Below are 23647 nucleotides of genomic sequence, written 5' to 3' on the forward strand. Positions count from 1 at the left end.
CGCCTCTATCTCTTATTTCATATTTCATTTTTTTACTTATAAATGGCTTTATATGAACAGGGTCTCTTCCCTGAGAAAAGTACTCTAATTTTGCTTAGAACTACCTGTACTAGTAGCTTCACCATGTATACGTTGCTGTTTCAAATCAAAGTATACATCTAATACTTCCTTTCCAATTATAGAATTAATTCCATTTTTATCATCATGAAGCCATGGAACTACTACGGAAAATGCTACTTCTGGATTATCATATGGAGCATATCCAACTAACGTTAAGTTGTAACATTCCATACGTTCTCCTTTTGCATTTCTACCAATCGGGTCATCTCCACCATATACAGTTTGGGCTGTTCCTGTCTTTCCTGCTGGTTTATATGGCGCGTTTTTGAAATATTTCACGCCAGTTCCATCACCTTCTTGGAATACCCATCTAAACCCTTCTTTTATCCGATCAATATGTTCTTTCTTCATATCAATTCGATTTAATACGACAGGCTCTATGGAACGTATAACTTTGCCAACCTCTTCTTTTATTGATTGTTCTCGTATTTCTTGTACAATTTGAGGTTGCATTCTATAACCACCATTCGCAATCGTTGAAATATATTGCGCTAATTGCAACGGCGTATACGTATCATACTGACCGATAGAAAAATCTAGTAAAAACCCAGGTTGACTATCTACTTTTCTCGTTTGTCCAATTATTTCATTCGGTAAATCAATACCTGTTGGGACACCTAAACCAAATTGCTTGAAATAATAGCGCATCGTATCAAATGCTCCTTGTTTAATATCCAATGAGCCATTTGGTACGTAATTGACTCCCGCAATTTTTAAAGCTGTTTGGAACATGTATACATTCGAAGATACTTGTAAAGCCCGTAAATCATTAATATTACCAAATCCGGATACATTCCACGATTTCTTAGCTTGTGTACCTTTAAATTTCATCGGCGCGTCATAAAATTGATCTCCTGGATGTATTGCCCCTGTCTCATATCCAGTTAATAAAGTAGCACCTTTTACAGCTGACCCTAGCTCATACGAAGTTGTCATGTTACCTAATGCCAAATCCTCAACCTCTATTCTTCCTTCTTTTTCTACAATCTTTTTGCCTGCCATTGATAAAATTTGTCCGTTATTTGGATTCGTCATGACAACAAAAGCTCGATCGAGCAGTGGCTCTGAACTCTTAAAAGCTCTCAAGTTTTTCTCTATACTTTCTTCCACTTTCTTTTGTAATTCCATATCAATCGTTAATGTTAAACTATTACCACTTTTTCCTTTAGAGATTATTTCTGTGCTAACAATGTTTCCTGATTTATCAGTAATATTTTTCACTTCTTCTTTTGTGCCGTGTAATACATCTTCATATCGTTGTTCAATATAACTTTTTCCAACACGATCATTACGGTTATATCCACGTACTAAATAAGAATCTAAATTTTCTTTCGGTAATCCTTCTTCACTACTCGTAATATTTCCTAATACAGAACGAAATAAATTACCATTTACATAATTACGTTCCCAATCAACAGTTGCATCTACTCCTGGAAAATTCGCAAGGTTTTCACTTATCCGCGCATACTCTTCATCTGTTACATCTTTTTTAATAATTTGTGGTGTTAGTTGATAACCTGAACTCATTTTACTTTTAATAGCTAACACCTTTAAATCTTGTGCTGTTAATTCTGCTAATTCTACCTCTGTAACACGACCTCGTCTTAAGTCTTCTATTTTTTTATCTAACTCTTTTCCCTCTATACCCTTTTCTTTAAACTTTTCTATATCTTTCTTAGTAATCTTTGTCTCCGCACGTTTCAAATTCAACTGCATCCAAAAATCTTTTTTATCGATATCTGTTAATTTATTTATATCTTGTTCAGGCATTTCAAGTACTTTCGCCAAGTCTTTTGCTGTTTTTAAAATATCTTCACTCGTAATTCCCTTCACCCTTGTATACGTAATTGTGCGAAGAGATTTATTATTAACAACTGTTTTCCCTTCTCGATCTAAAATTTGTCCACGTGGAACTGGAATACTAGTTATTGCATTTTGACTACTTTCCACTTGGTTCTTATAAGCCTCTCCCTCAACGATTTGTACCTTTCCTAGTTGCATAATAATAGCTGAGAATAGTACAAATATGCAAAGGAACATTATATTTAATCGAATAGATATATATGTCTTCTGCTTCTTGCCTTTTTGTCCTTTCATAAATCCTCCATTTAATCCTTTCAGGAATTGCTACAAATACTAAAAGCATTCCTTATATATTAGATACCGATAATCGGTTATAAATATCGCCTCAATTTTTTTCTTAATCCTTGTAAGCAACCATTCCTTTTCGTTTAGCTACGGAATTAATAACTCTCCCTTCTTGTTTTCTCTCTATTTTTTTTGCCACTTGCATTAGAAGTGCTAAACTGTATAATAACTCTTATTAAACTTACATATAAACTTGCTAGTAAATTTTCATGCTAATTATTCCTTTCTTCATGCTGTAATACTTAATAGACAACCTAAACAATAAAGTTGTTCCACATTTACAAAAAAAATAATTAAATATAAGATGAAATAAGCTACATAAGGGAGGGTTATATGTTACATACAAGAAGATGGAGATTTTTTGCGGTTCTTTCTATTGTAGGTTTGATTTTACTAATTTTATTAAAAATCAACTTCATTTCAATTACTATCGCAACTTCTTCAGCTGAAAGAGGAAAGATTTTTGATAAAAATGGTGTAATGCTAGCTACAAATAAGAAAGTTAAGTCTCTATATTGCACTTCTAATGATGAAAAGCTATCGAAACAAGATACATCAAACACATTAGCTTTTTTTAACCAATTTTCAAGCGAGTTTCAACATGATATTTCTACAGAGAACATAAAATCTCAATTACAACAATCTTGTAAAAAGAAGACTATGAATGATATACCGTTATACTCTGATATAAATGAGAATGAACTTGCATTCATAAACAAAAACAAACCCAATAATGTAATAATTAAAGATGAATGGATTCGATATTACCCTAAACACGAAATTGGTTCACAAGTAATTGGGTATGTAGAAAATGACCTTAAGTCCAAGCATATAGCTGTTGGAAAAAGCGGGATTGAGCTGCAATATGAAAATGATTTAAAAGGAAAACCAGGCAAAACTCTTATTTTTGAATTGAATAATAAAAAGTTCTTATGGAACATTCAAAAAGTACAAAAAGGAAAAGATGTGCGGCTAGCTTTAGACTCTGAGTTGCAGCAAAAGGCAGAAGAAGCATTAAAATCTCAAATTAAGAAAACACCTGATGCTAAAGCTGGTTATGCTATAGTGAGCGATGCAAAAACTGGCGCAATTTTAACTATGGCCAACTCGGTAGCTTTTAATCCAAATATATTAAATACACATGTATCTTCTAGAAAAGAAAACATTAAATCTCTTTCGCAAAATAAAGCAATTCAAAAATTAAAGTATGGTGAATCTTATGTAAATATGGCTTCTACTATAAAACCACTCACTATTTTAATTGGATTAAATGAAAAGCTTTTCCAACCAGAAGATACTTATTTAGATAAAGGTACTTTTCAGTATGATAATCAAAATAACATTACGAATGCGCCTGGAACACCAACAGGGGAGATTACACCGAGGCAGGCTATCATTAATTCATCTAACACATTTATGACAGCAAAAGTAGCTCTGCCCTTATTCAACCAAAATAATGGAAATATAGAAAAAGTGGCACATATATGGACAGATTATTTAATGCAATTCGGCCTACGTTCTAAAACTGGGATTGATTTACCCTTTGAAGAAGACGGACAATATGAATTCCATCCATCTAATAAATTTGAAAATGGGATTTCAGCTTTATTAAATGCCTCTTGGGGAGGAAATGAAGTGCATACTCCTCTTCAACTCGCTCAATATGCAGCAACTTTGGCAAGTAAAGGCGACAAATATAAACCTCAAATCGTAAGTGCGATTATTGGTCAAGATGGTAAGGAAACCAAAAAGTTTAAACCCATTTTAGAAAGTTCAAATCGTTACCCGATGAACTTTTGGAGTGTCGTGCAAGGTGGGATGAGTCAAAATATAGAGGAAATTAAAAAGTTGCCCTTTGACGTCGCAGGTAAAACAGGTATTACAGGTTTTCCAAATGAGCAAGCAAGAATGATAAATCACTCTCTTTTCATTGCATATGCTCCTACGGAAGATCCACAAATTGCCGTTTCTGTCGTTATCCCTGGTAGTAATTCAGAAAAAAACATTGCCGCTCTCGTTACATCAGAAATTTTAGAGTACTGGAATACTCTTCAAAACGAAAATAAAAATAAAGAGGAAGGTTCACTTTAATGAACCTTCCTCTTTTACCATATAGAATCTATATTTATTATTTTCCATATACCTTCATTATTCTTTTCGAACATAAATGAATATTTAATATCAGTTAAAACATACTCTTTCTGTACATATCCAGTATTACCGTTAATTGTAGATATTTTTATATATCCATTATTCTGTACTTTTTCTGGAATCCAAGCTTTTACCATTTCATTAGATACTTCATATAAAACTTGTGATTCTCGCTTTGGTTCAGCTAAAATTTTCGTTTTATTTCCAGTAACAGTTGCATATATAAAATGCGCTTGGTTTGGTTGGTTACTTTCTGTCAATCCACTTGGTACTTTATATACTTGCTTTGTATCTTTTGCAAACTCTCCTCCCATTGTAAGGGCGACTTGCAACTCATGAAAGATATCTTCATCAAACTTCAATTCATCCTTCCTATAACTCTTTCCTTTAAATAGAACTTCATCATTTAACGCTTTGTACAAGTTATTTTCATTTTTTGAGTTCGTACTTTGATATAGTTCATTCATAAATTGTTTTAATGATGGATCTTGAGCAGACTCATCTTTTGTTTTAGGCTTAATTTGAGTACTACTTTGTACCGGCGATTTATTATCATCAAGCCAAGGTTGTTGAACAATGAAAAATAACATTGTACAAACCAAAACAACTACAATAGGTAATGCTTTTTTACGAAATGGTCTTTTATGTTTTTCAAAATCCACTTCATTATTTTCATATATAGACTGCTTTATTTTAGAAATAAATTCTTCTTCATCTTTACGATTCTCCATTGGGCCTTTTTTTATTTTTCTATACCAGTCAGGATTTTGTTTATTGTTCATCACTACTACCCTCCCCTATTAATTTTGAAACCTTACTTCTCGCTCTACTTAATCTCGATTTTACAGTTCCAATGGATACTCCTAATGTTTCAGCCATTTCTTCATAAGATAATTCATATTTTGCATCCAATATAATTATTTCACGGTGCTTTTTAGGTAGTTCTAATACCACCTTCCACACATCATTCATTTCTTCTTGCTTAAAAAATTCTTGTTCTGCTGACAAGGATTGCTTATCGTCACTAAAAAATCCTATTAAAGATATCCTTTTAAAATAGGAGGATTTCAAATAGTTTATTGCCGTATTTCTTGTGATTTTTAAAATCCACGTTTTAATAGATGACTCCTTTCGAAATGAATTCCAATTTTTAAACACCTTTATAAATACATCTTGCGTGATATCATCTGATAAGTGTGGATCTTTCGTAATAATAAATGAATAATTCCATACATCTTGCCAATAGTCTTTTATAACATAGTCCAGCTCATCATGATTACACTTTTCAATAAACGTCTGTTCCATTTCCACACCTCAAACTTATTTGAATAAACATAAAACTGCCCTCACTTTTTTATTATGGTTTCAATATATAGACAAAATACAAGTTTCATTTGTTCCATTGTTTATCTTTTTTCAGGCAGAATAATACTACTAAAAAACAAGTAAAGCATACAATGATAAAAATCCACTCACAATAATCTATTTTTTGAATTTAACGTAACACTCTACTTGTCCATTTCAATTTGCTATCTCCTTCTATTTGCCATTAACAATGTCAACTTTTCTAGAATGACAGCAAAAAAGCATTCTCGATTAGAAAGAATGCTTTTTTGAAATTTAATTGTTCTATATTTCCCCCAATCTATATCTTTGAGTTAAGCAAACATGTAATAAATTTAGTGAAAAATTCACCTTATAATTAAGTATTATTTCTGAAATACATGTTTTATTTTTTCACCTGGAACGTTACTTCCTCCTCTTCCTTTTACATCTTCAATCATCATTGTAACAATCATGTCTGGCGCATTTGCATCGAAAGCTGCGAACCATCCCAGTTCTTTTCCGTCTGCTTCTTTCGACTCTTTCAGTTCTGCTGTACCAGTTTTACCAGCAAGCGTCACACCATCAACCTGTGCAATTCTCCCTGCGCCATCAGGGTCATTAATGACTTTGATTAATGCACTCTTTAATATCTCTTGATTCTTTTTAGAAACCACATTTTCTTTCCAATTCCCCGCTACTTTTGCTTCTTTTAAAAGATGTGGCGACGGAATATTCCCTTCATTTACAATCGGTGCATATGTTAATGCTAAATGAAATGGTGTCATTAATACTTGTCCTTGTCCATAGCCCGTGTCTGCAAGTTGAATATCGTTTTTTATCCCATCTTTTGCAATGATTGAAATAGGAAGTTCGTATTCGATTGGTAATTTTTCATGAAATCCGTACTTTTTAAATTCATTTACATACTGATCTTTTCCCATTTTCAAAGCTTGTTGAGCAAAATAAATATTATCAGAGTACTTCATTGCCTTATCAAAATCAATTGGACTTGCATCCTTTACACGCGTTACATAGTAATTTCCCCAAGACGAATCTTTTGTCCACTTCAATCCTTGAATTTTAAATTCTTCCTTCGGATTTATTGTGTTTGTTTCCAAACCAATTGCACCTGTGATCGTTTTAAATACGGAACCTGGTACAAATGCTTGTGTAAAGCGATTCGTCATTGGTAGTTTCGAGTCGTTACTCCATGCTTCTCGTTGGGCTTTCGATGCTCCTCTAACTATTATATTTGGATTATAAGCAGGGCTACTTACAAGTGCGATTGTTTCACCTGTTTTAGGATTGACCGCTGCACTAGACCCTGCTTCAGTTTTCATCTCATTAAAGATTTTTTCTTGAATTGCAGCATCAATTGTTAACGTAACATTTTCTCCTTCTTTTGCTTCTTTTTTTGCTACGTTTTTAATCTCTTTCCCCTTCTCATCTTCTATAAATACGCGTCCACCCTTTTCACCACGCAATTTATTTTCTAACACTTTCTCTAAACCGGTCTTACCTACTAAATCATCTGCTTGATAACCTTGTTTTTGAAGTGATTTTAACTCCTCCGCATTCACCTTTCCTATGTATCCAGTTAAGTGTGCCGCTGCTTCACCTAATGGATACGTACGAATATTTACTGGGTGAGATGAAACTCCTTCTAATTCAATATAATCATTCTGTCTGGTTCCCTCTTTTAAAATACCAATTGGTACAAAGGAGTCTGGTTTTATCCATTTTGCTGTGAGCTTTTGTTCGACCTCTTCTATAGACATATCAAGTAATTGTGCTACTATTTCTTTCGTTTGCGCTGCTGTTTCGCCTAGTTTCTCTGGAATAATTCCAACCTCAGTCGCTTTACCATTCGTTGCAAGCCCTTTTCCATTTCGATCATATATTTCTCCGCGTTTTCCTTGCTCTATTTGCATACGTACTTTGTAATCTTTTTTCATTCCTGGAAAAATGAAGTCTGGCGTCCAATCTATTTTCCAGGACTCTTTATCTTTCACAAGTTTTGCTTCATGGATGAATGAAACTGATCCTACATCGGTATCCATCTTAACTTCAAAAAGAAAAAGCTCTTTATCTTTCGTATTCTCTCCTTTCATTTTAACTTTTAAATTCTTAGCTCCAATCCCCTCATAGATTTTTTGATATTTTTCTGTGAATTCTTTTTTAGAAATTGATTTTTTTGCATGATCTGATAAATGATCATACATATTTGTAAATTTTCTATCATTCCATAAATTGATATATTCTTCAAATGCTTGTTTTGGCGGTTCGTTTTTATTACATCCTACCAACATAACCGCGAAACAAACGAAAAGCAGCATCCATAATTTTTTCAATTCAATCTTCTCCCTTAGTTAAAAATGATGATTCCTTTCTTAATTTATTTAATAAAAAATGTTTTAACGCTTAATAGACAGTGAAAGTAAGGATATTGTTCCATATTTACAAAAAACTAAAAAAGAGTGATAAGAATTCCGTAAATTTGGAATCCTCATCACTCTCGTTTGATATTGTGCAAATCATGAATATGAAATAATAATTTCTAATTTTAAAAAATAATTTTAATTTTCCAACTAACGAGATAAAAATCATGTATTTGTTCTATTTTTAATAATTCATAAATTCGTTGAAATGTTCGCATCAAATTCATCTGATGTTTTGGTATCTATTTTTCTCCCATCAATTGTCATCTTTATTTTTTGTTTTTGGTTTGCTGTTACCACCCAAGCGTTCGGTAAATAACGATCTTCATGGGATAATGTAGACGGTGAATTTATAACCTTTCCTCCTAAATATAGCGTAGCAGAAGAACCTCCATCCATTGTCGCTGTCCAACATTACGGTTATAACAGTAGACATTTTGTTGATGCTCAATTAACAAAGCTACTTTTAGGAACAATAGGATTAATAATTTGTGCTTTACTCCCATATGAAATATGGAAAAAACGAATAGTCTCAATGAAAAAACAAATTAAGTTTTACCCTATACAATCATTAAAATATATTAAATTTATTGTTTAATTACCAATAAGAATTTCATAAAGAAAGCACAGACTTATTAAGGCACATATTTATCTAACCTACATAAAATAAAGATGTACAATTGCCTACTTTATGAATTTTTTATAATGATATATAGAAAGGATTCATTAAGTTATGTTTGTTGGGAAATAACATTTATATTTCTTCTAAAATAAACAGGGTACAAATTACACATATCAGCCTGTTTATTTTAGAGAAAAGTTGTTTATAAGTAGTTCTTTTCTTTAAAAGAAGGAACTACATTTTTTAAATTAAATTTCTACATGAATAAATTTAGCACGGGAAAGGAATTGAACTTATGTCTAATTTAAATTTCATTTCTGATCAATTTGCTGCAATTCTTAAAGGAAAGAGTAAAATAAATCAAGGTGGTTGTTCGGTGTCTTTTCACCGCAATTTTAAGGTCCTGGTTCAAGGAAAACCAAGTGCCTATGTAGTTCCCGTCGGAGTAAGTTTTGAATCGTTGGATCAAAATGGCAATGCATTAAATTTAGGAGAAATCGCGGTTCTACAAGAAGAGATCCCTGCATTTATGAAATCAATTGTACAACAAGGAATTATTGTCAGTGCTTTACATAATCACTGGTTATACATGAATCCCTTAATTATGTATATTCATATCCAATCGGTGGAGCACCCGTTACATTTTGCAAGAAAATTGGCAAATTCATTTTTATCGTTAAGCAGCTATCCTGTTACTAATAACGAAGGGCAATAATTTATCTACAATCATAGATATAGTAATAATATGTACCAGACTCCATGCACGTTGCGCTTGTATAAATAGTATTATCTAATGTATCTTCTTCCGTTATTACTCCTCCTTTTGGAACCTCACAATTTTACAAAATACGAAAAATGACCGATATACCCTCTTCTTCGTTATCTATACCCTGAATATTTTATTTACCATACGCTGCCCGTATAAACCTTGATAGTAGGGTGAAATCTCCATTAAGTCCCATTGAACCTGAACCTTGTCCAAAAGCACTTAATGGTATATCTCCCTCGCATGGCTGCGATTTAAGACCTATATATTGTCTTACATTTTGTAAATGCCAATTAAACTCAAGACTATTAGTCACTACTCCTTGTCGATTCTAATACAATAGATTCACCCCATTTATCCGCTAAAATCCAATGTAATGGTGGAGTAACTCCTAAAGCAGGTAATGGTACCCCCAAAAAGGAAATACTAGCTACAAATTTCTTTAACTCTTCAACAGATTTGAATTGTGTCTTTCGAAACCAGAAGAAAAGCCAATAGATTTCTGAAAACTGGGCGTATGATTTGATATTGTAAAGCCCTCAGGCATCAATTTGTTCATCACCTATCATCATGTATCCCTTGGTTGAAACCATCAGCTTTTCTGTACCACTTCCCAGTCGATAGCTCGAAAAGTTATGGGTGTTGAGCTCAATTTAACGACGACGAGAGCTGCTCCCTAATTAGTGATGAAACCCATTATCACATTTCGTATCATGTGGCATAGGTCCATCCAAGGAATCCAGAAAGGCAACGGCCTGTTTGAGGTTCCTCAAAAATAAATGCGCGAGATCCATAGAAAATCCGTTTCGAACCACAACGCGCATAATCGTCACTGCTTCTAGATCTGGAGGCAATGGATATGCGGGTACTTGCCAGCCGAACACACGCAATTGTCGAGATAAATCATAAAGGTTCCAGTTTAATGTGTAACCTTTTTTCAGTTGCCAAGCGAAAACCGGAATATCCGAACCATCGGACAAAAGTTCGAACGGTTCCATCTCCTGAATCGCCTTGCTAAGAAAAAGAGCGACCTTCTGAGAAGCCCTTTGGACATCATAGTACCCACTTTTCCCCAAACGCAGGTAATTGTAATATTGTAGGAGCACTTGTGCGCCAGGACGTGAAAAATTCAGGGCAAAAGTCGGCATGTTTCCGCCTAAATAGGAGACGCGGAAGATTAAATCATTGGGGAGATCATCAGCTTCCCGCCAAATTATCCAACCCAAGCCAGGATAGACTAATCCATATTTATGTCCCGATACATTGATGGACTTCACCCTCGGCAACTGAAAATCCCAGACTAAATCTGGTTGAAGAAACGGTGCTATAAATCCGCCCGAAGCCGCATCTACATGCATAGGAATGTCGAGTCCCGTCCTCTCCTGTAAATCGTCCAACGCTTTTGCAATGGCGGCAACCGGTTCGTAAAGTCCGGTATAAGTCTCACCGAGAATCGGTACCACACCAATCGTATTTTCATCCACGGCTGCAAGGACCCCTTGAGGATCTAATCGGGGATGCTCAGGGCTAACCTTCACATAGCGTGGTTCAACCTCCCAATAGTTCGCAAATTTTTCCCAAACGACTTGAACAGCAGAACTAAACACAATATTAGGCCGATCCACCGGCTTACCCTCTCTTTTTCGTGCATTTTGCCAGCGTCTCTTTAACGCAAGCCCCCCGAGCATACAGGCTTCCGACGATCCAGTTGTTGAAACGCCCATAGTTGTAAGAGGGCTGGGGGAATGCCAGAGGTTGGCTAAAATGCGGACACACCGCTCCTCAATTTCAGCTGTCTGTGGATATTCGTCCTTATCAATTATGTTCTTATCAAATGCTTTAGCATATAAGTGCTCTGCGGTAGGTTCCATCCATGTACTAACGAATGTTGCAAGATTTAAGCGTGCATTGCCATCAAGAGTCATTTCATCATGGACGATTTGATACGCTGTTTCTGGTAACATGCCTTCATCAGGCATGTTAAAGCGCGGAACGACTGATTCTCCTTTGCGGGCAAAAAGAGGATTTATAGAAAATTCGGGAGGCAGCTCCATTTGCACGTGACGCGGTAGATATTGTGGATTATCTGGCATAACCTCTTTTCCTTCATATGTATCGTTTTGCACTTCTTCTTTTCGATCCTGCGGCATACTAGTCCCCCTTAATTAATGGTTTAACAAATATATTATTTACAAAAAAACATTTGCTAAACCAAGGGACAATTCTAATAAAAGGTGATGCCATCATTCAAAATAAAGGAGTATAGTTTTTGATTATAAAATAGAAATTGATTTATATTTTAATGAAAATATTGAATATTTTCAATATAATTATTGAGTTATGTATTTATAGAAACTTAAGAGGTATGATTATGGAGTTTATTACTTTTAAAGTAATTTGTATCTTTTTATTTTTAATGCTTATGACTTCTATAGAAGTTTTAGGATATGGAGTTCAACTTGTTGGAGCGAAATTAGCTTTAGTTGCATCGGCTTTTGCTAAATATAATATTATGTCTTTAATTGCTCGATTTTCTAATATGTTTCAACAACCATTTACTGTTTCTTTAGTTGATAGTACAGCAAAAAATGGTAGATTAGAATTACTAATTAAACAATTAGATTTTTGTTATTAGGTTCTACTATGGGAGTAATACTTGGAGGGATTATTAGTACCATTTTTTATGAAAGTTCTTTCTAAAGCGCTAATACCATTTTCAAAAGATGGTTCGTTTTTAAACATGTTCAAATTAATATGTTCACAAAAGAATTGATGCAACGTTAAAAAGAATGAGCCCGGTACAATACCGGACTTATATTCATACAACCGCTGTATTTTTCTGTTTAACTGTTGGGATTCAGTTCATAATGAAACATATTTTTACATAAAAGACTTTCGTATATAAATTTTTCAAATGATTTATTAGCGAATTGTTGACCAATATCACTTTTTTGAGTGAGTAATTTTTTAGATTGATGATGTAATGAATTTTGTTCGTTTCTTTTATGTAAAATATTCTAGTTTTGCATTAGGAAAGAACTGTTTCATATAGGAATACAGATAGTTTTTTATATCCTCTTCTTCTTCTTTTTGATAAATGTATTTTCCGATTCCATATTTCCCCCATTTATACCTTCTTTTCTCTTCATCTAATTCTAGTTTTGTCATCGGGTAGTTTTTTTCAATTACTCTCTTAGCTGGCTTTGTAAAACGATGTTGAATAAATTCAAATGTAATATCATCCCGTGCATCAAGAGGTAATTCAGCATTTAGGCGTTCAAACATATGATAGTATCCTTCCTTCCAGCCTTCATGCAGGTAAATAGGAGCTACAATGAAACCAAGAGGATATCCAGCTCTAGCTACTTTTCCTGCTGCCTCAATTCGTTTAGCTAAGGGAGAAGTTCCTGGTTCAAAGTTTTTAATCACATAATCAGCGTTTACACTAAAGCGAAATCTTGTTTTTCCATTATGTTTAGCATCAAGTAAATGATCTACATGGTGGAATTTCGTAACAAATCTCAATTTCCCATATTCAGATTCTCCAAAATGCTCAATGGCCCGTTTAAGGGTATGCGTTAAATAATCGATTCCTACAATATCTGAAGTACACGACGCTTCAAATCTTGTTACTTCAGGTGCACGCTCTTTCATGTATTTATCAGCAGCATCTAAAATTTCTTCAACATTTACATACGTTCGTATATAAGGCTTACTTCCCATCGTTGTTTGTAAATAACAATAATGACAATGTCCCATACATCCCGTTGCAAAAGGAATTGCATACTCTGCTGAAGGCTTGGAAGTATCGAATTTCAGTGTTTTTCTAACACCAACAACCAGCGTGGATTTTGCTACTCGATACTTTTGAAAATCGTTATCCCCTGGCAAATCTCTTACTTGATTATGGGAAGTAGTATGTCGAATTTCAACATCCATCTTTGAAAACTTCTCAAACAGCTCTTTCCCCAAAGGATAATCCAATGCTTTCGGTTCAAAATATACGAGCTTAGGCATAAATGGCTTATTCATTCTAACATCCCCTCTGAAATATCACCATAATAGTAAGTGTAAGCTTGGTTTGCCTCATCTTCGGTAGCATATATAGCCATCTCATTTGTTAGTGGATAATACGTTTCGTAAAGAAATAGTGCTAATTCATTAGGTCTTTCAGGATTATTTACAACTGCTGCAGCTTGTATGTTAGCTACGTCTTGAGTATGAGGATTTCGGTAAAAAATATAAACAATGTCACCAGCATGATACGTATTACTTTCAGAAGAAAATTCCATTCCATCACCATCTCATTTCATAAAATTCAATGCTCACAGTTTTACTTTCTAATTTTCTTGTAGTGTAACTATTTAATTACATTGATAATGATTACGCCATACAAACATATTTTGAAAAATGAATAATAAATGTACTCCCAAAAAGGCAAGCATATATCAATGCTTGCCTTTCGTTCTAACGACGATGTTCAACAAGATCGATTACACCTAAAACGACGTGTGCTAAACCAAAACCAAATACTGTATTTGCAATCATTTTATTAGTTCCACGAGTTTGTTTAAGAGCATAACCTGCTGCTGTCACTGCTGTACCTAAAGCTGTTGGAATTAATCCTTCACGAATGTCCACAGTGATGCCTCCTTGTTTCGTAGTTAGTAAATTTGTTTTAATGACTCGAAGTAAAGTATTAAAACAAGTATTAGTATTTTTCTTTTTAATAAAATTATGTGAAATTCTTATGAATAATATTTTAAATCCATAACAGCTATAAAGATTGAAAAAATTATTAATTAACAAATAAGAAAATATCTTCAAAACGTATTTTTATATGAAAATTTTATACCTCAGACAAAAAAATCTTTGCGAAAATTCTCTCCATAAAAAGTGCTCCTAAATTTATATATATAGGAGCACTTTTTATGAAACACTATTCTTTATTTGCTTATGAACCACTTTATTATAATAACCATGCTTTACAACTTGCCTAAAATCATCTACCTCGATATCCATTCTTTCCGCAATATCTACAACAATTGTATTTTGTAAAACATCCACCACAAATCCCATTAATTTCAAATTATGATTTTTACGATATGAAAATTGAACGTAATCCCCAAGTGTTACTTCTTTATTATGTTTCATTTGGCGCCCCCTAAATTATCGATAATTATACAATAGTTTCCCCCTTTTTTACTTCTACATACGGGGTCACCAGTTTATCATTTTAGCCAATTCATCTCCCACCTACTTATTTTACGTTCCTTGAGGAAGGGGTCTTCTTGGCTAAAATGATAAAAAAAGACAAACTCTCCAATGTGAGGAGTTTGTCCAAAACCATGATTTCTTTAGTTTAACAATATAGAATTCAGTTCCGATAAGAATCTTTCTTTTTTCCATATCCCACGGTTTTTGCATCGATACTAACAATAGTGGATTAGAATAATGACTTAATACTTGCTAGGACAGTAAGAATACCTATAATAATGACAAATACATTGCTAGATTTCCCTTTGTATTTAGCAAGTACTGATACTTTATGGATTGCATACATTGGTAGTATACATAAGATAGCAGCAACTAGCGGACCGCTAAGGGCATCAATGATTCCAAGAATACTTGGATTTGTATAAGCAACATACCAGCATGTTAATACGACAAAAGTAAGAATCATTGTCTTAACTGTTTTTTCTCCTATATCTTTCCCACGTTTTTTACTGGACTTGATAATCATGTCACGCATTACCTCATACGCTCCTATATAATGACCAAGGAAAGACTTTGTAATAGCCACAAATGCAATGATAGGAGCTGCAATAGTGATTACTGGCGAATTAAGCTCATTAGCAAGATATGATAGGATTGACAAGTTCTGTTCTTTTGCCACCTTAAGATCATTTGGAGTCAAACTTAAGGTACTGCTCCAAACAAAGAACATAACAACTACGAATGTCATAATATAACAAACTTTTTGTATTTGAGCACATTTAGCATCAGTAGCATCTATTCCATACGTAGCTCTCTGTTTCATAACAAATGACGAAATCATAGGCGAATGATTAAACGAGAATACTATGATTGGAAGTATCATCCATATCGTTCCTAAATATCCTGTTCCTGTTGAAGCAGTAGAAACAGCTGAAAAACTAAGCATTGACGTATTCCACTGTGGAATCAAAGATATTGCGATAAAAAGTAGAGAAGCTATAAAAGGATACACTAGCATGCTCATGATCTTTACAGTTATATCTTGACCAAAATTTAGTATAGCGATAAGACCGAGTACTAAAACAAGCGATAAAATGGACCTTGGAGGCTCCGACATGTGCAATTGATGCACGATAAAGCTACTAGCGGTATTTGTAAGTGCGACCGAGTACATCAGCACGATCGTATAAATGGAGACAAAATATACAAGATTAAAAATGATACTTGCCTTATTTCCAAAATACTCTCTTATTGTACCTGTAATCCCCTCATCGGCAGAGTTCGAAGCGTAAATCATTTTAGCAAGCGCCCTATGTGAATAATACATAACAGGATATGCAAGTAATGTAATTAACAGCAATGATAATAAACCACCTGAACCTGCATTAATCGGTAAAAAGAGTACTCCTGCTCCAATTGCTGTTCCAAAAAGGCTCAATGCCCAGGTAGTATCCTGTTTATGCCACTTTTTAGGGTCTAGATATTTCTCATTTTTTACTGCAGTGTTATCAGCTTGAAATTCTATGTTTTTTGCAGTATTCCCATCCATATAATAATTCCTCCTTGTGTCCTATTCTTAATTCTCTTTTTAAGATATAGGAATATAGACCGTTCTTGAAAAATGAATAGCTTATATAGTGCCCCACAACGAATATCCCCCTTCTAGGTTAATAAAAATCAAAAAATTAGCGAAGCATCAACCTGAAGGGTTTGTTACCACTTATAAAATATTTTAATTATATAGTAGTATATTTTATTGATAACTCCCCCAATATACAGACATCCTTAGGCGAACAATAGAGTAAAGATTGTTAAAAACTTCACAATATATTCGATAACTTATTGATTTGATTGTTTCTCCCCAAAGATTTTATTTTTAATGGAAATTCCTGTAGGTGTAGCTGCAATACCACCTAAACCTGTCTCTCTTAATTCGCGAGGCATCTGTCTTCCAACTCTATACATGGCTTCAATCACTTCGTCAGCATTGATGAGATTGTTTACGCCAGCTAATGCGATGTCCGCTGCTGCTAAAGCATTTGCCGTTCCAATGGCGTTTCTCTTTACACAAGGAATTTCTACCAAACCAGCGACCGGATCACAAACTAAACCGAGTAAATTTTGTAATGCAATCGAAAAAGCTTCAGAAGATTGCTGTGGCGTTCCACCCGCAGCTTCTACCGCAGCTGCAGCCGCCATCGCTGAGGCACTTCCTACTTCAGCTTGACATCCTCCATACGCTCCTGAAATACAAGCGTTGTTTGCGACTATCGTTCCAAATAACGCTGAAGTGAATAGAAAATGAATCATATCTTCATGACTTAACTGCAACGTATCTTTAATACTAAATAGGACTCCCGGAATCGTCCCACTCGCACCTGCTGTTGGAGTTGCACAAATAGCTCCTAATGCAGCATTTACTTCATTAACACCGATAGCACTTTGAATCCCTAACACCATCAAATCTCCAGAAAGAGTTTTCCTATTTTCTCGATAGTTTTTAATTTTTACAGCATCCCCTCCGGTCAAACCTGTTGGAGAAAATACACCGTCGCCCTCGATACTTTTATTTATTGCATGTTGCATAGTCGCTAAATTTCGTTCCATTTTACTCCATACTTCTTCATAAGAAGTTTTAGTTTGTTTGATTTCCTGTTCGATTGCTAATTCATAAATTTGCTTTTGGCTTTTATTAGCTGCATCCACAATTTCTCTTATGGCCATATACATATTTTTCACTCCTTAATGTGACTAAAGAATAATAAGATTAGCTATATTGCTTAAATCTCCTAATTCCTTCTGAGCATTACCTGGCAATATCGAATCCAAAGCGAATGCATATAAATATTTTGTTTTATCTTCCAAACTATGAAAGTTGTTAATTTCCACATCATATTGTTTAAAGATCCTGCGTAAAACAAATTCAAAGTCAGCTCTTTCTGAAATCGCAATAACAACTGGCAATGGCCCCTGCAGATTTAAGCTAAATCCATCAATTTCAACATTTTTGACTTCAATCAACCCACCACCGACCGAAATACCCATTACTCTAATACTTCGACTTTCATCCTCTGCATATACATCTGCCGTATTTGGATGACCAGCAGGACTATTACCCAATTGTTCAATAAAGGTAATGTCAATTCCCTTAGACTCTGCTATTTTAATAGCATCTGGCACTTTGCTGTCATCAGCAGCTAAGCCTAATATACCAGCAATAATTGCAAAATCAGTTCCGTGACCTTTATGGGTTTCAGCAAATGATTCATAATACTTTACCACAACTTTTTTGGGAAGACCTTGAAATAATTTATTAGCAACTGTTCCAATAGCCAAAGCACCTGCAGTATGTGAACTTGAAGGGCCTATCATTATGGGCCCAATCACATCAAAACAACTTTTGTATTTAACAATCTTTTTTTCTTTAATAGATGCTACATTCATGTTCATATAAGCACCCCCATAATTTATTATTTTTAGCTGTAGTTGAATCTAAGTTATTAGAATGATCGATTCAAAACAAGTTTTGTTTGATAACGCTTTCTTTATTGAGTTGAATAAACTTCCCTTCTAATCTGCTATCCTCCGTATAGTAATCATATCAGTATGTCCAATTTTAAAAAATTACTGGCAAGTTCTTTAGAATTTTTAATCCAAAACGAGGTTTGATATTTTCTCTAGAGGTAATAAATTGTGTCTCGACGCCCTCATTATAACTTGTATATTTATAAGTTTAATCTTTTTTTATTTTTAGAAAGATTGAATAGACAGAATTTTGAATAGGTAATAAATTACACTTAGTATGTAGCAATTGTGTCCTTTGTTTGAAGCTGTATTAGTTAGTAAAAAAGCAAAAATAACACAGAGTTCCTTTCATAAACACATTGATTATATTGAAAAATCATTATAAAGATACTTATATTGTCTTTTGTTTGAACATCTTATTTTGAACGGGAAACCTGTTGCAATAAATAATTCATTCATATGAAAAGGAATACATTATAAAATTTAAAAACGTTTTAGTATATTAATTATACATTTTGTATAAATATTAATTATCAAAAAAAACTAACTTCTTATTAGGATCTTAACATAAAGGATACATTCCAAATAACAATGGAGATTCTGCTTTATCAATTTCTTTATACGTTATATTTCCCTCTTTACCTGCAACAGCAACTTGTACTTTTTCATTTGTTTTCACATCTTCTGCACCTATTGCACCACCCGCCAATAATCCTGTACTTAACAGACTATCGTGAACGAAAGTTAGAGAGTTATGGAACAAAATATAATGTGTATGTACATACATTTCTTTTAAAAGAAGTTTTGTAGTATGCAACTGAATTAAAAAAATATAGATTTTTATGACTCTTTTTAGGGGATATAGCAAAGTGGGATCTTTTATATGCACATTGCTATACCGAACTAGATTTCAGCATAGTATTTTTTTGCAACTCATTGATTTTTACCAAACACGTATAAAAACCAACAATATGAAAATAAACGACTGGCTAAAATTTTACTTTCAATAAAATAAAAAAGAACCTGCAAATTTGCAGATTCTCCTGATAATGATTTATATGAGTAAGACTCGGAAATATAATACAATGATTCAAAAATAAGTTCAAGTAAATTCAAAGAACCCGCTGGAGTTCGAGTTCTTTCAGAAGTGATGATGTTTTCTAGGCTTAGCAAAGTGAGAAAATACAAGAATATAATACATCGAGATTTAGAGAATTTCAATACTTAAATTAGAGGTTATTTTAATATGATGTAACATCAGCATTTTGAAGGAATAGCAATGAATACCTTATACATTCCCAGTCTACATAACGCTTTATTATCAGTAGAAAGAAAAAGGAAAATCCCTACTTTCACAATAAATCCGCCTTGCTACTCTATTCATTTTTTGATACATTCCTATCCACCGTTTTAGGCTTCTCTTTTGTACTGTGTTAGCCGAAAAATTGTATAAATCATAATTCGTTTTTCTTCCACCTGTTTCACCCTTTCTACACCCTAGTTTTACAAAATAAGAAGTCATCAAAACTTATATTTATTACTTTCTGTTATCTCCTCTCTCTTGTTCTATGCATAGTCTATCTAAATTTTTATTAGCTACTAAAAAAAGAATTTACAGGACGATAAAAAAAAGCCAAGTGCATTGCACTCGGCTTTATGGTCGATTAAACAATTTTACTTCAGACGTATTAAACTGATGTAGATAGTCTTTAGTAGAAGTATAACCTGAATTCATGAGTGTTTTCTTTTCTTCTTCTGTGATATCAAAATTAAACGACGACGTAAAGAATGTATTAATAAATACAGTGCGGGCAGCATCTTCTTTGGTGGTTTTTCCGCTCTCATGACCTTTGATCATGGTTTGAGACAAATTCCATGCAAAATGAATAAGAGAATGGCCAATATGATGTTCTGTTGAGGTTGCGATATGTTTTAACATGGCAACCTCCGCCTGAGATTCTAAACGGAAACCAAGTGTTTCTTTGTTGTAGACAATTTCATCTGTAGGATCAAAGAAAGATGCATTGTATTTCGTGTGTAAGCTTCTTAGTGTAGAATGATCCTCTATATTGCTTATCAGTTTATTAACCTCGTCAATCGTATCTGTGGTCGTGAAGTGTTCTTCTTTATTCACAAAACTTTTCCGATCAAATAAACGAATTGGGTAGTTATCGAGTACACCTCCGTCTACATAATAATCTTTATCCCATTCCACAGATTTAAAAAAGAATGGGATGGACATCGAAATCCGCACAGCAACTACTAACGGGACATCAGGTGTCGTTTCGCGAGAAAACGTACGAAGCTGGTGTGTAGAAACGTTCGTTCCTTGGAAAAACACGTCTTTTCCTGTTTTGTCATACAACTGCTGAAAAGTTGTGTCCTTACTCCCTGTCCACTTTTCAACGATCTTTCCTACCCACTCAGTGAAGAAATCCCCTTTATAGATACCAAAACCATCAAAAAACAAACGAATGTTATCTTGTACAATCGAAAAATCATCATCTTTAAACGCTTTGAAATTCATGTCTTTGTGGATTTTTACAAGATCTGCGAATGGAATGGAAAGACCTAAAAGTAATGCAGTAATCGCTCCTGCTGAAGTCCCTCCAAATCGTTGTATTTCTGGTAAAATCCCTTCTTCATTTAGTGCACGGATGGCACCTATATAAGCGCTTCCCTTTACCCCGCCACCTTCAAATACTAAGTTACGAAATGGATATGCCATTATATACCTCCAATAAAGAAATTTTCGATCTGTTATAGTATCGGAAGTATATTGAAATATATTCCAAATGGTATTAAGAAAGTTTCATGTCCTCCGATACGTATGGCCGAATTATCTTTATTCAATGGATGAATTGTTTGAAAGAGAAGAAATTTGCTTGGAATGGTAATTTAGTAGGATAGGAAACAGGAAACGGAGTGCATCTTTGGATGCACTGAATAATATCCCCTTTTGAAATCGTATATAACGTAACTTCTTTTCCGATGTCCAAGTAAAATCACGAGTAAGAAATCAAGGAATAATCTACATTTCATAAATCCCGCACTCTCTTTAACATACAATTCAGTGAAATAATTTGTTTCAAATACGTAGAAATATGGTTTAACCAGCAATCAATGATCAGGTCTTCTTACCCTAAGTAAACCTAAATCTATTTGTCTCCATACAGAAAGGAATAAATAGTTTTGTTCCTATTCATGAAATAGTACAATATATGCAAAATTACATATCTAATTAATTGCTTTTAATGTTATATTTTAATAGCGATGAATGCTATTATTTCATAAGTTGTCAACAAGCGTTATGTATGTATGAGAAAAAGGAAGGAGCCAAATAGGCCCCTTCCTTTTTCTACTAATTAACTAAATTACTCTCTGGTAAAAATTTAAATAGTAATGCTCATTTACAGGCGTCTGATTATGCATTAAACATGCTAACTTTGCTTGCTGTCGGAAAAATTAAAGACGATAGTCAAATATGTCCTTTCATTACTTTATATTGAAATAAATAATGATTCAAAGTTATTTTGTGAAAATTATACAAAAAGTACTAATTCGTCGTTTACCTAACAATAGATAATATAGATAAAGAAAAAATACTAGAGGATATCACAGTGTAGTAGTCTCTAGTATCTTTTCATAGTATTTTAGCGGCTATAGAATACGGAGGGATAAAAAAAGGACCTCTTACGGAAAGATAAGAGGTCATCAAAAAGATAAAAATGTTGTATTTGAAACACGCGAGTTTCTAATTCACATCATAACACAATATATTTATATATTCAATATATACATTAAAGATAAGTAATGTATGTTCAAAAAACACATGGAATATTAATTTGTAACAGTATATATTTTCCTCTTTTATTCTATTTCTTCTACAATGCCGTGATTGTAACAAATATCCCTCTTTCTTTTTTGGATGATTACGAATAAAAATACTACATGTTTTCTGTCTCACTTGGAATAAAGCATCATGGTAAAAATACAATGCTGACAAGTAAAATACTTAATACAATCAACCCTATCCCTAACATCATCCATTCACCCTTTTTAGAATTTTAAAATTTAGCCCTTCACTTTCATATACTTCTCTTTTACATGAGCCAGTAAGTCCCTCAGCTTATTCTCTGCAGGGTGTTCTTGATTTTCTAGAACTTCTCTGCCATAGGATGAAAAGTTTTGTGAGCATGCACTAGTTGTTACTTTCAATTTCGCGTATGAGGATGTATGCTCATCATAACTGGATTACGTCTTCTTGGGGATAAAGGGGACAGGAAAGCTGCTAAGCTAGCGTAAGGTGCTAAATTCCCTCAAAGTATCTCAAAAGCTGGATAATCATTTAATATTTCTGTACTCTCCAACTTACAACAAAACACATCGCAAAATATGTTTACGATGTGTTTTAAAAGGGAAATCATCATCAAGTTTTTCACCCATATTTTTATAAGGAGTTTTACCATTGAGGATAAACGCCTTCATTTGTATACTATATGTCTCACACATATAGTATACAAATTATTACACTTACTTTTCTTCACCGCTTGCTTGCATGGAGTTAAAAGTCCAATTTAATTTCAACGCATCTCCTTGAAATACATTTTGTTCTTCACCGTTATCTACGAATGTAAACATTACATAAAATGTATCATCATCACCTGGAGCAAGTCCATTTCCTTCTCGATCTACAATACCGTTCTTTACAAGATTAGGAATATTTCCATTTTGCGTAGCTACCTTTAATTCAGATAATGTAGTAGACCAAATTGGAACCTCATTTTTATCCAAGTTCCACAAGAAATCAACACGGATATGATCACCAAAATCAGCATTTCCATTATCCCCTTTCGCATCGATTACACTGTAATCTGTCAGGAGTTTCACATCTCCTATTGCTAAGGTTCCTTTGTTTACTAATTGAAAACCACGTTCCATTTCATCACCTGGTTTCAGATTGTCGACATTAATAACAACTTCTGGATTCACACTCAAATCTAAAGTACCCGCTGCAAACGTGTTTTGTGATACTTCCTTATCACTAAAATATGCATATGTTCCCCCGCCAATTAAGGATAAGCCAAGCACTGCAGTTACAACACCCATACCAAGTTTTTTCTTCATACCCATTTCACAAGTCCCCCTATTGTTAAAGTTTAAACTACAAACCTTATTTCCATCCCACAAACAACAATAATAATTAAGCAACTTCCTTGTCCCATAATGAAAGCGAACTTACTTTAAACTAGTTACTTCATGTACCCAAACGACTATGACTCTTAAAATGACCGGTAATGTTACCGTAAATCATTACCGGTCATTTGTTAACCA

Annotated in this window: 18 protein-coding genes and 3 pseudogenes; 4 read left to right on the top strand and 17 right to left on the bottom strand. The window is 33.8% G+C overall.

Going from position 1 to position 23647, the window contains the following annotated elements; genetic code table 11:
* Window positions 1–84: 84 nt before the first annotated feature.
* Entirely contained in the window at window positions 85–2217 is a 2133-nt protein-coding gene (locus ES895_RS13790; protein ID WP_000678283.1) for a peptidoglycan D,D-transpeptidase FtsI family protein, read from the bottom strand.
* 384 nt (window positions 2218–2601) lie between these two features.
* Here ES895_RS13790 and ES895_RS13795 point away from each other — a divergent pair, with 384 nt between their 5' ends.
* Window positions 2602–4359, top strand: coding sequence for a peptidoglycan D,D-transpeptidase FtsI family protein (locus tag ES895_RS13795; protein WP_048568130.1), 1758 nt, complete (start codon window positions 2602–2604; stop codon window positions 4357–4359).
* Window positions 4360–4373: 14 nt separating this feature from the next.
* Here the strand turns inward: ES895_RS13795 and ES895_RS13800 are convergent, their stop codons facing one another.
* The 4 genes and pseudogenes from ES895_RS13800 to ES895_RS13815 all read right to left on the bottom strand — a co-directional run.
* Window positions 4374–5201, bottom strand: coding sequence for an SH3 domain-containing protein (locus tag ES895_RS13800; protein WP_001060751.1), 828 nt, complete (start codon window positions 5199–5201; stop codon window positions 4374–4376).
* Window positions 5191–5724 (bottom strand): RNA polymerase sigma factor, encoded by a 534-nt coding sequence (locus ES895_RS13805; protein ID WP_000438327.1) that lies wholly within the window; start codon window positions 5722–5724, stop codon window positions 5191–5193. Before ES895_RS13805 ends, ES895_RS13800 begins: the two co-directional genes overlap by 11 nt.
* Window positions 5725–6128: 404 nt before the next feature.
* Window positions 6129–8096 carry a penicillin-binding transpeptidase domain-containing protein gene (locus ES895_RS13810; RefSeq protein WP_069604687.1) on the bottom strand — a complete coding sequence of 656 codons (1968 nt, stop codon included), beginning with the start codon at window positions 8094–8096 and terminating at the stop codon, window positions 6129–6131.
* A 279-nt stretch (window positions 8097–8375) separates the two neighbouring features.
* Window positions 8376–8582, bottom strand: a pseudogene (locus ES895_RS13815) (phosphodiester glycosidase family protein); the annotation flags it as partial.
* Between ES895_RS13815 and ES895_RS13820 the strand changes: the two are divergent.
* Together ES895_RS13820 and ES895_RS13825 are read left to right on the top strand one after the other, a co-directional pair.
* Window positions 8578–8721: pseudogene (locus ES895_RS13820) on the top strand (cell division protein FtsW); the annotation flags it as partial. The pseudogenes ES895_RS13815 and ES895_RS13820 sit on opposite strands and share 5 nt — an antisense overlap.
* Window positions 8722–9100: 379 nt before the next feature.
* Complete coding sequence (locus ES895_RS13825; protein WP_000067578.1) at window positions 9101–9520, top strand: DUF1259 domain-containing protein; 420 nt, start codon at window positions 9101–9103, stop codon at window positions 9518–9520.
* A 4-nt stretch (window positions 9521–9524) separates the two neighbouring features.
* On the opposite strand, the pseudogene ES895_RS29750 reads toward ES895_RS13825, so the two are convergent.
* A pseudogene (locus ES895_RS29750) lies at window positions 9525–10041 on the bottom strand (linear amide C-N hydrolase); the annotation flags it as partial.
* Window positions 10042–10251: 210 nt separating this feature from the next.
* Window positions 10252–11721: a glutamate decarboxylase gene (gene gad, locus ES895_RS13835; protein WP_135238417.1), complete on the bottom strand. Its 1470-nt coding sequence runs from the start codon at window positions 11719–11721 to the stop codon at window positions 10252–10254.
* Between the two features lie 221 nt (window positions 11722–11942).
* Here gad and ES895_RS13840 point away from each other — a divergent pair, with 221 nt between their 5' ends.
* Window positions 11943–12206 (top strand): lipid II flippase family protein, encoded by a 264-nt coding sequence (locus ES895_RS13840; RefSeq protein ID WP_000394421.1) that lies wholly within the window; start codon window positions 11943–11945, stop codon window positions 12204–12206.
* A gap of 368 nt (window positions 12207–12574) precedes the next feature.
* Here the strand turns inward: ES895_RS13840 and splB are convergent, their stop codons facing one another.
* The 10 genes from splB to ES895_RS13900 all read right to left on the bottom strand — a co-directional run bounded on the left by splB (window position 12575) and on the right by ES895_RS13900 (window position 23446).
* Window positions 12575–13603 carry a spore photoproduct lyase gene (splB, locus tag ES895_RS13845; RefSeq protein ID WP_001039638.1) on the bottom strand — a complete coding sequence of 343 codons (1029 nt, stop codon included), beginning with the start codon at window positions 13601–13603 and terminating at the stop codon, window positions 12575–12577.
* On the bottom strand, window positions 13600–13863 hold the full coding sequence (locus tag ES895_RS13850) for a transcriptional regulator SplA (protein WP_000396091.1): 264 nt from the start codon (window positions 13861–13863) through the stop codon (window positions 13600–13602). The genes splB and ES895_RS13850 overlap by 4 nt, the downstream gene beginning before the upstream one ends.
* Before the next feature lie 175 nt (window positions 13864–14038).
* Window positions 14039–14212 (bottom strand): hypothetical protein, encoded by a 174-nt coding sequence (locus tag ES895_RS13855; protein WP_000354585.1) that lies wholly within the window; start codon window positions 14210–14212, stop codon window positions 14039–14041.
* A 288-nt stretch (window positions 14213–14500) separates the two neighbouring features.
* A complete protein-coding gene (locus tag ES895_RS13860; protein ID WP_098877652.1) occupies window positions 14501–14725 on the bottom strand; it encodes a DUF2187 domain-containing protein in 225 nt (74 codons plus the stop codon).
* Window positions 14726–15017: 292 nt separating this feature from the next.
* Window positions 15018–16337, bottom strand: coding sequence for an aromatic amino acid transport family protein (locus tag ES895_RS13865; protein WP_000348959.1), 1320 nt, complete (start codon window positions 16335–16337; stop codon window positions 15018–15020).
* 290 nt (window positions 16338–16627) lie between these two features.
* Entirely contained in the window at window positions 16628–17518 is an 891-nt protein-coding gene (sdaAA, locus tag ES895_RS13870; protein WP_098877653.1) for an L-serine ammonia-lyase, iron-sulfur-dependent, subunit alpha, read from the bottom strand.
* A 21-nt stretch (window positions 17519–17539) separates the two neighbouring features.
* Complete coding sequence (locus ES895_RS13875) at window positions 17540–18238, bottom strand: serine dehydratase beta chain (protein WP_001056999.1); 699 nt, start codon at window positions 18236–18238, stop codon at window positions 17540–17542.
* A 637-nt stretch (window positions 18239–18875) separates the two neighbouring features.
* On the bottom strand, window positions 18876–19100 hold the full coding sequence (locus tag ES895_RS13880; protein ID WP_098878368.1) for a hypothetical protein: 225 nt from the start codon (window positions 19098–19100) through the stop codon (window positions 18876–18878).
* Between the two features lie 867 nt (window positions 19101–19967).
* On the bottom strand, window positions 19968–21041 hold the full coding sequence (locus tag ES895_RS13890) for a patatin-like phospholipase family protein (protein ID WP_000331137.1): 1074 nt from the start codon (window positions 21039–21041) through the stop codon (window positions 19968–19970).
* A gap of 1805 nt (window positions 21042–22846) precedes the next feature.
* Window positions 22847–23446, bottom strand: a complete 600-nt coding sequence (locus ES895_RS13900) for a TasA family protein (RefSeq protein ID WP_000525504.1) — start codon at window positions 23444–23446, stop codon at window positions 22847–22849.
* Between the last annotated feature and the right edge of the window lie 201 nt (window positions 23447–23647).

Source organism: Bacillus sp. 007/AIA-02/001 (assembly GCF_004634455.1).
Classification (GTDB): Bacteria; Bacillota; Bacilli; order Bacillales; family Bacillaceae_G; genus Bacillus_A; species Bacillus_A cereus.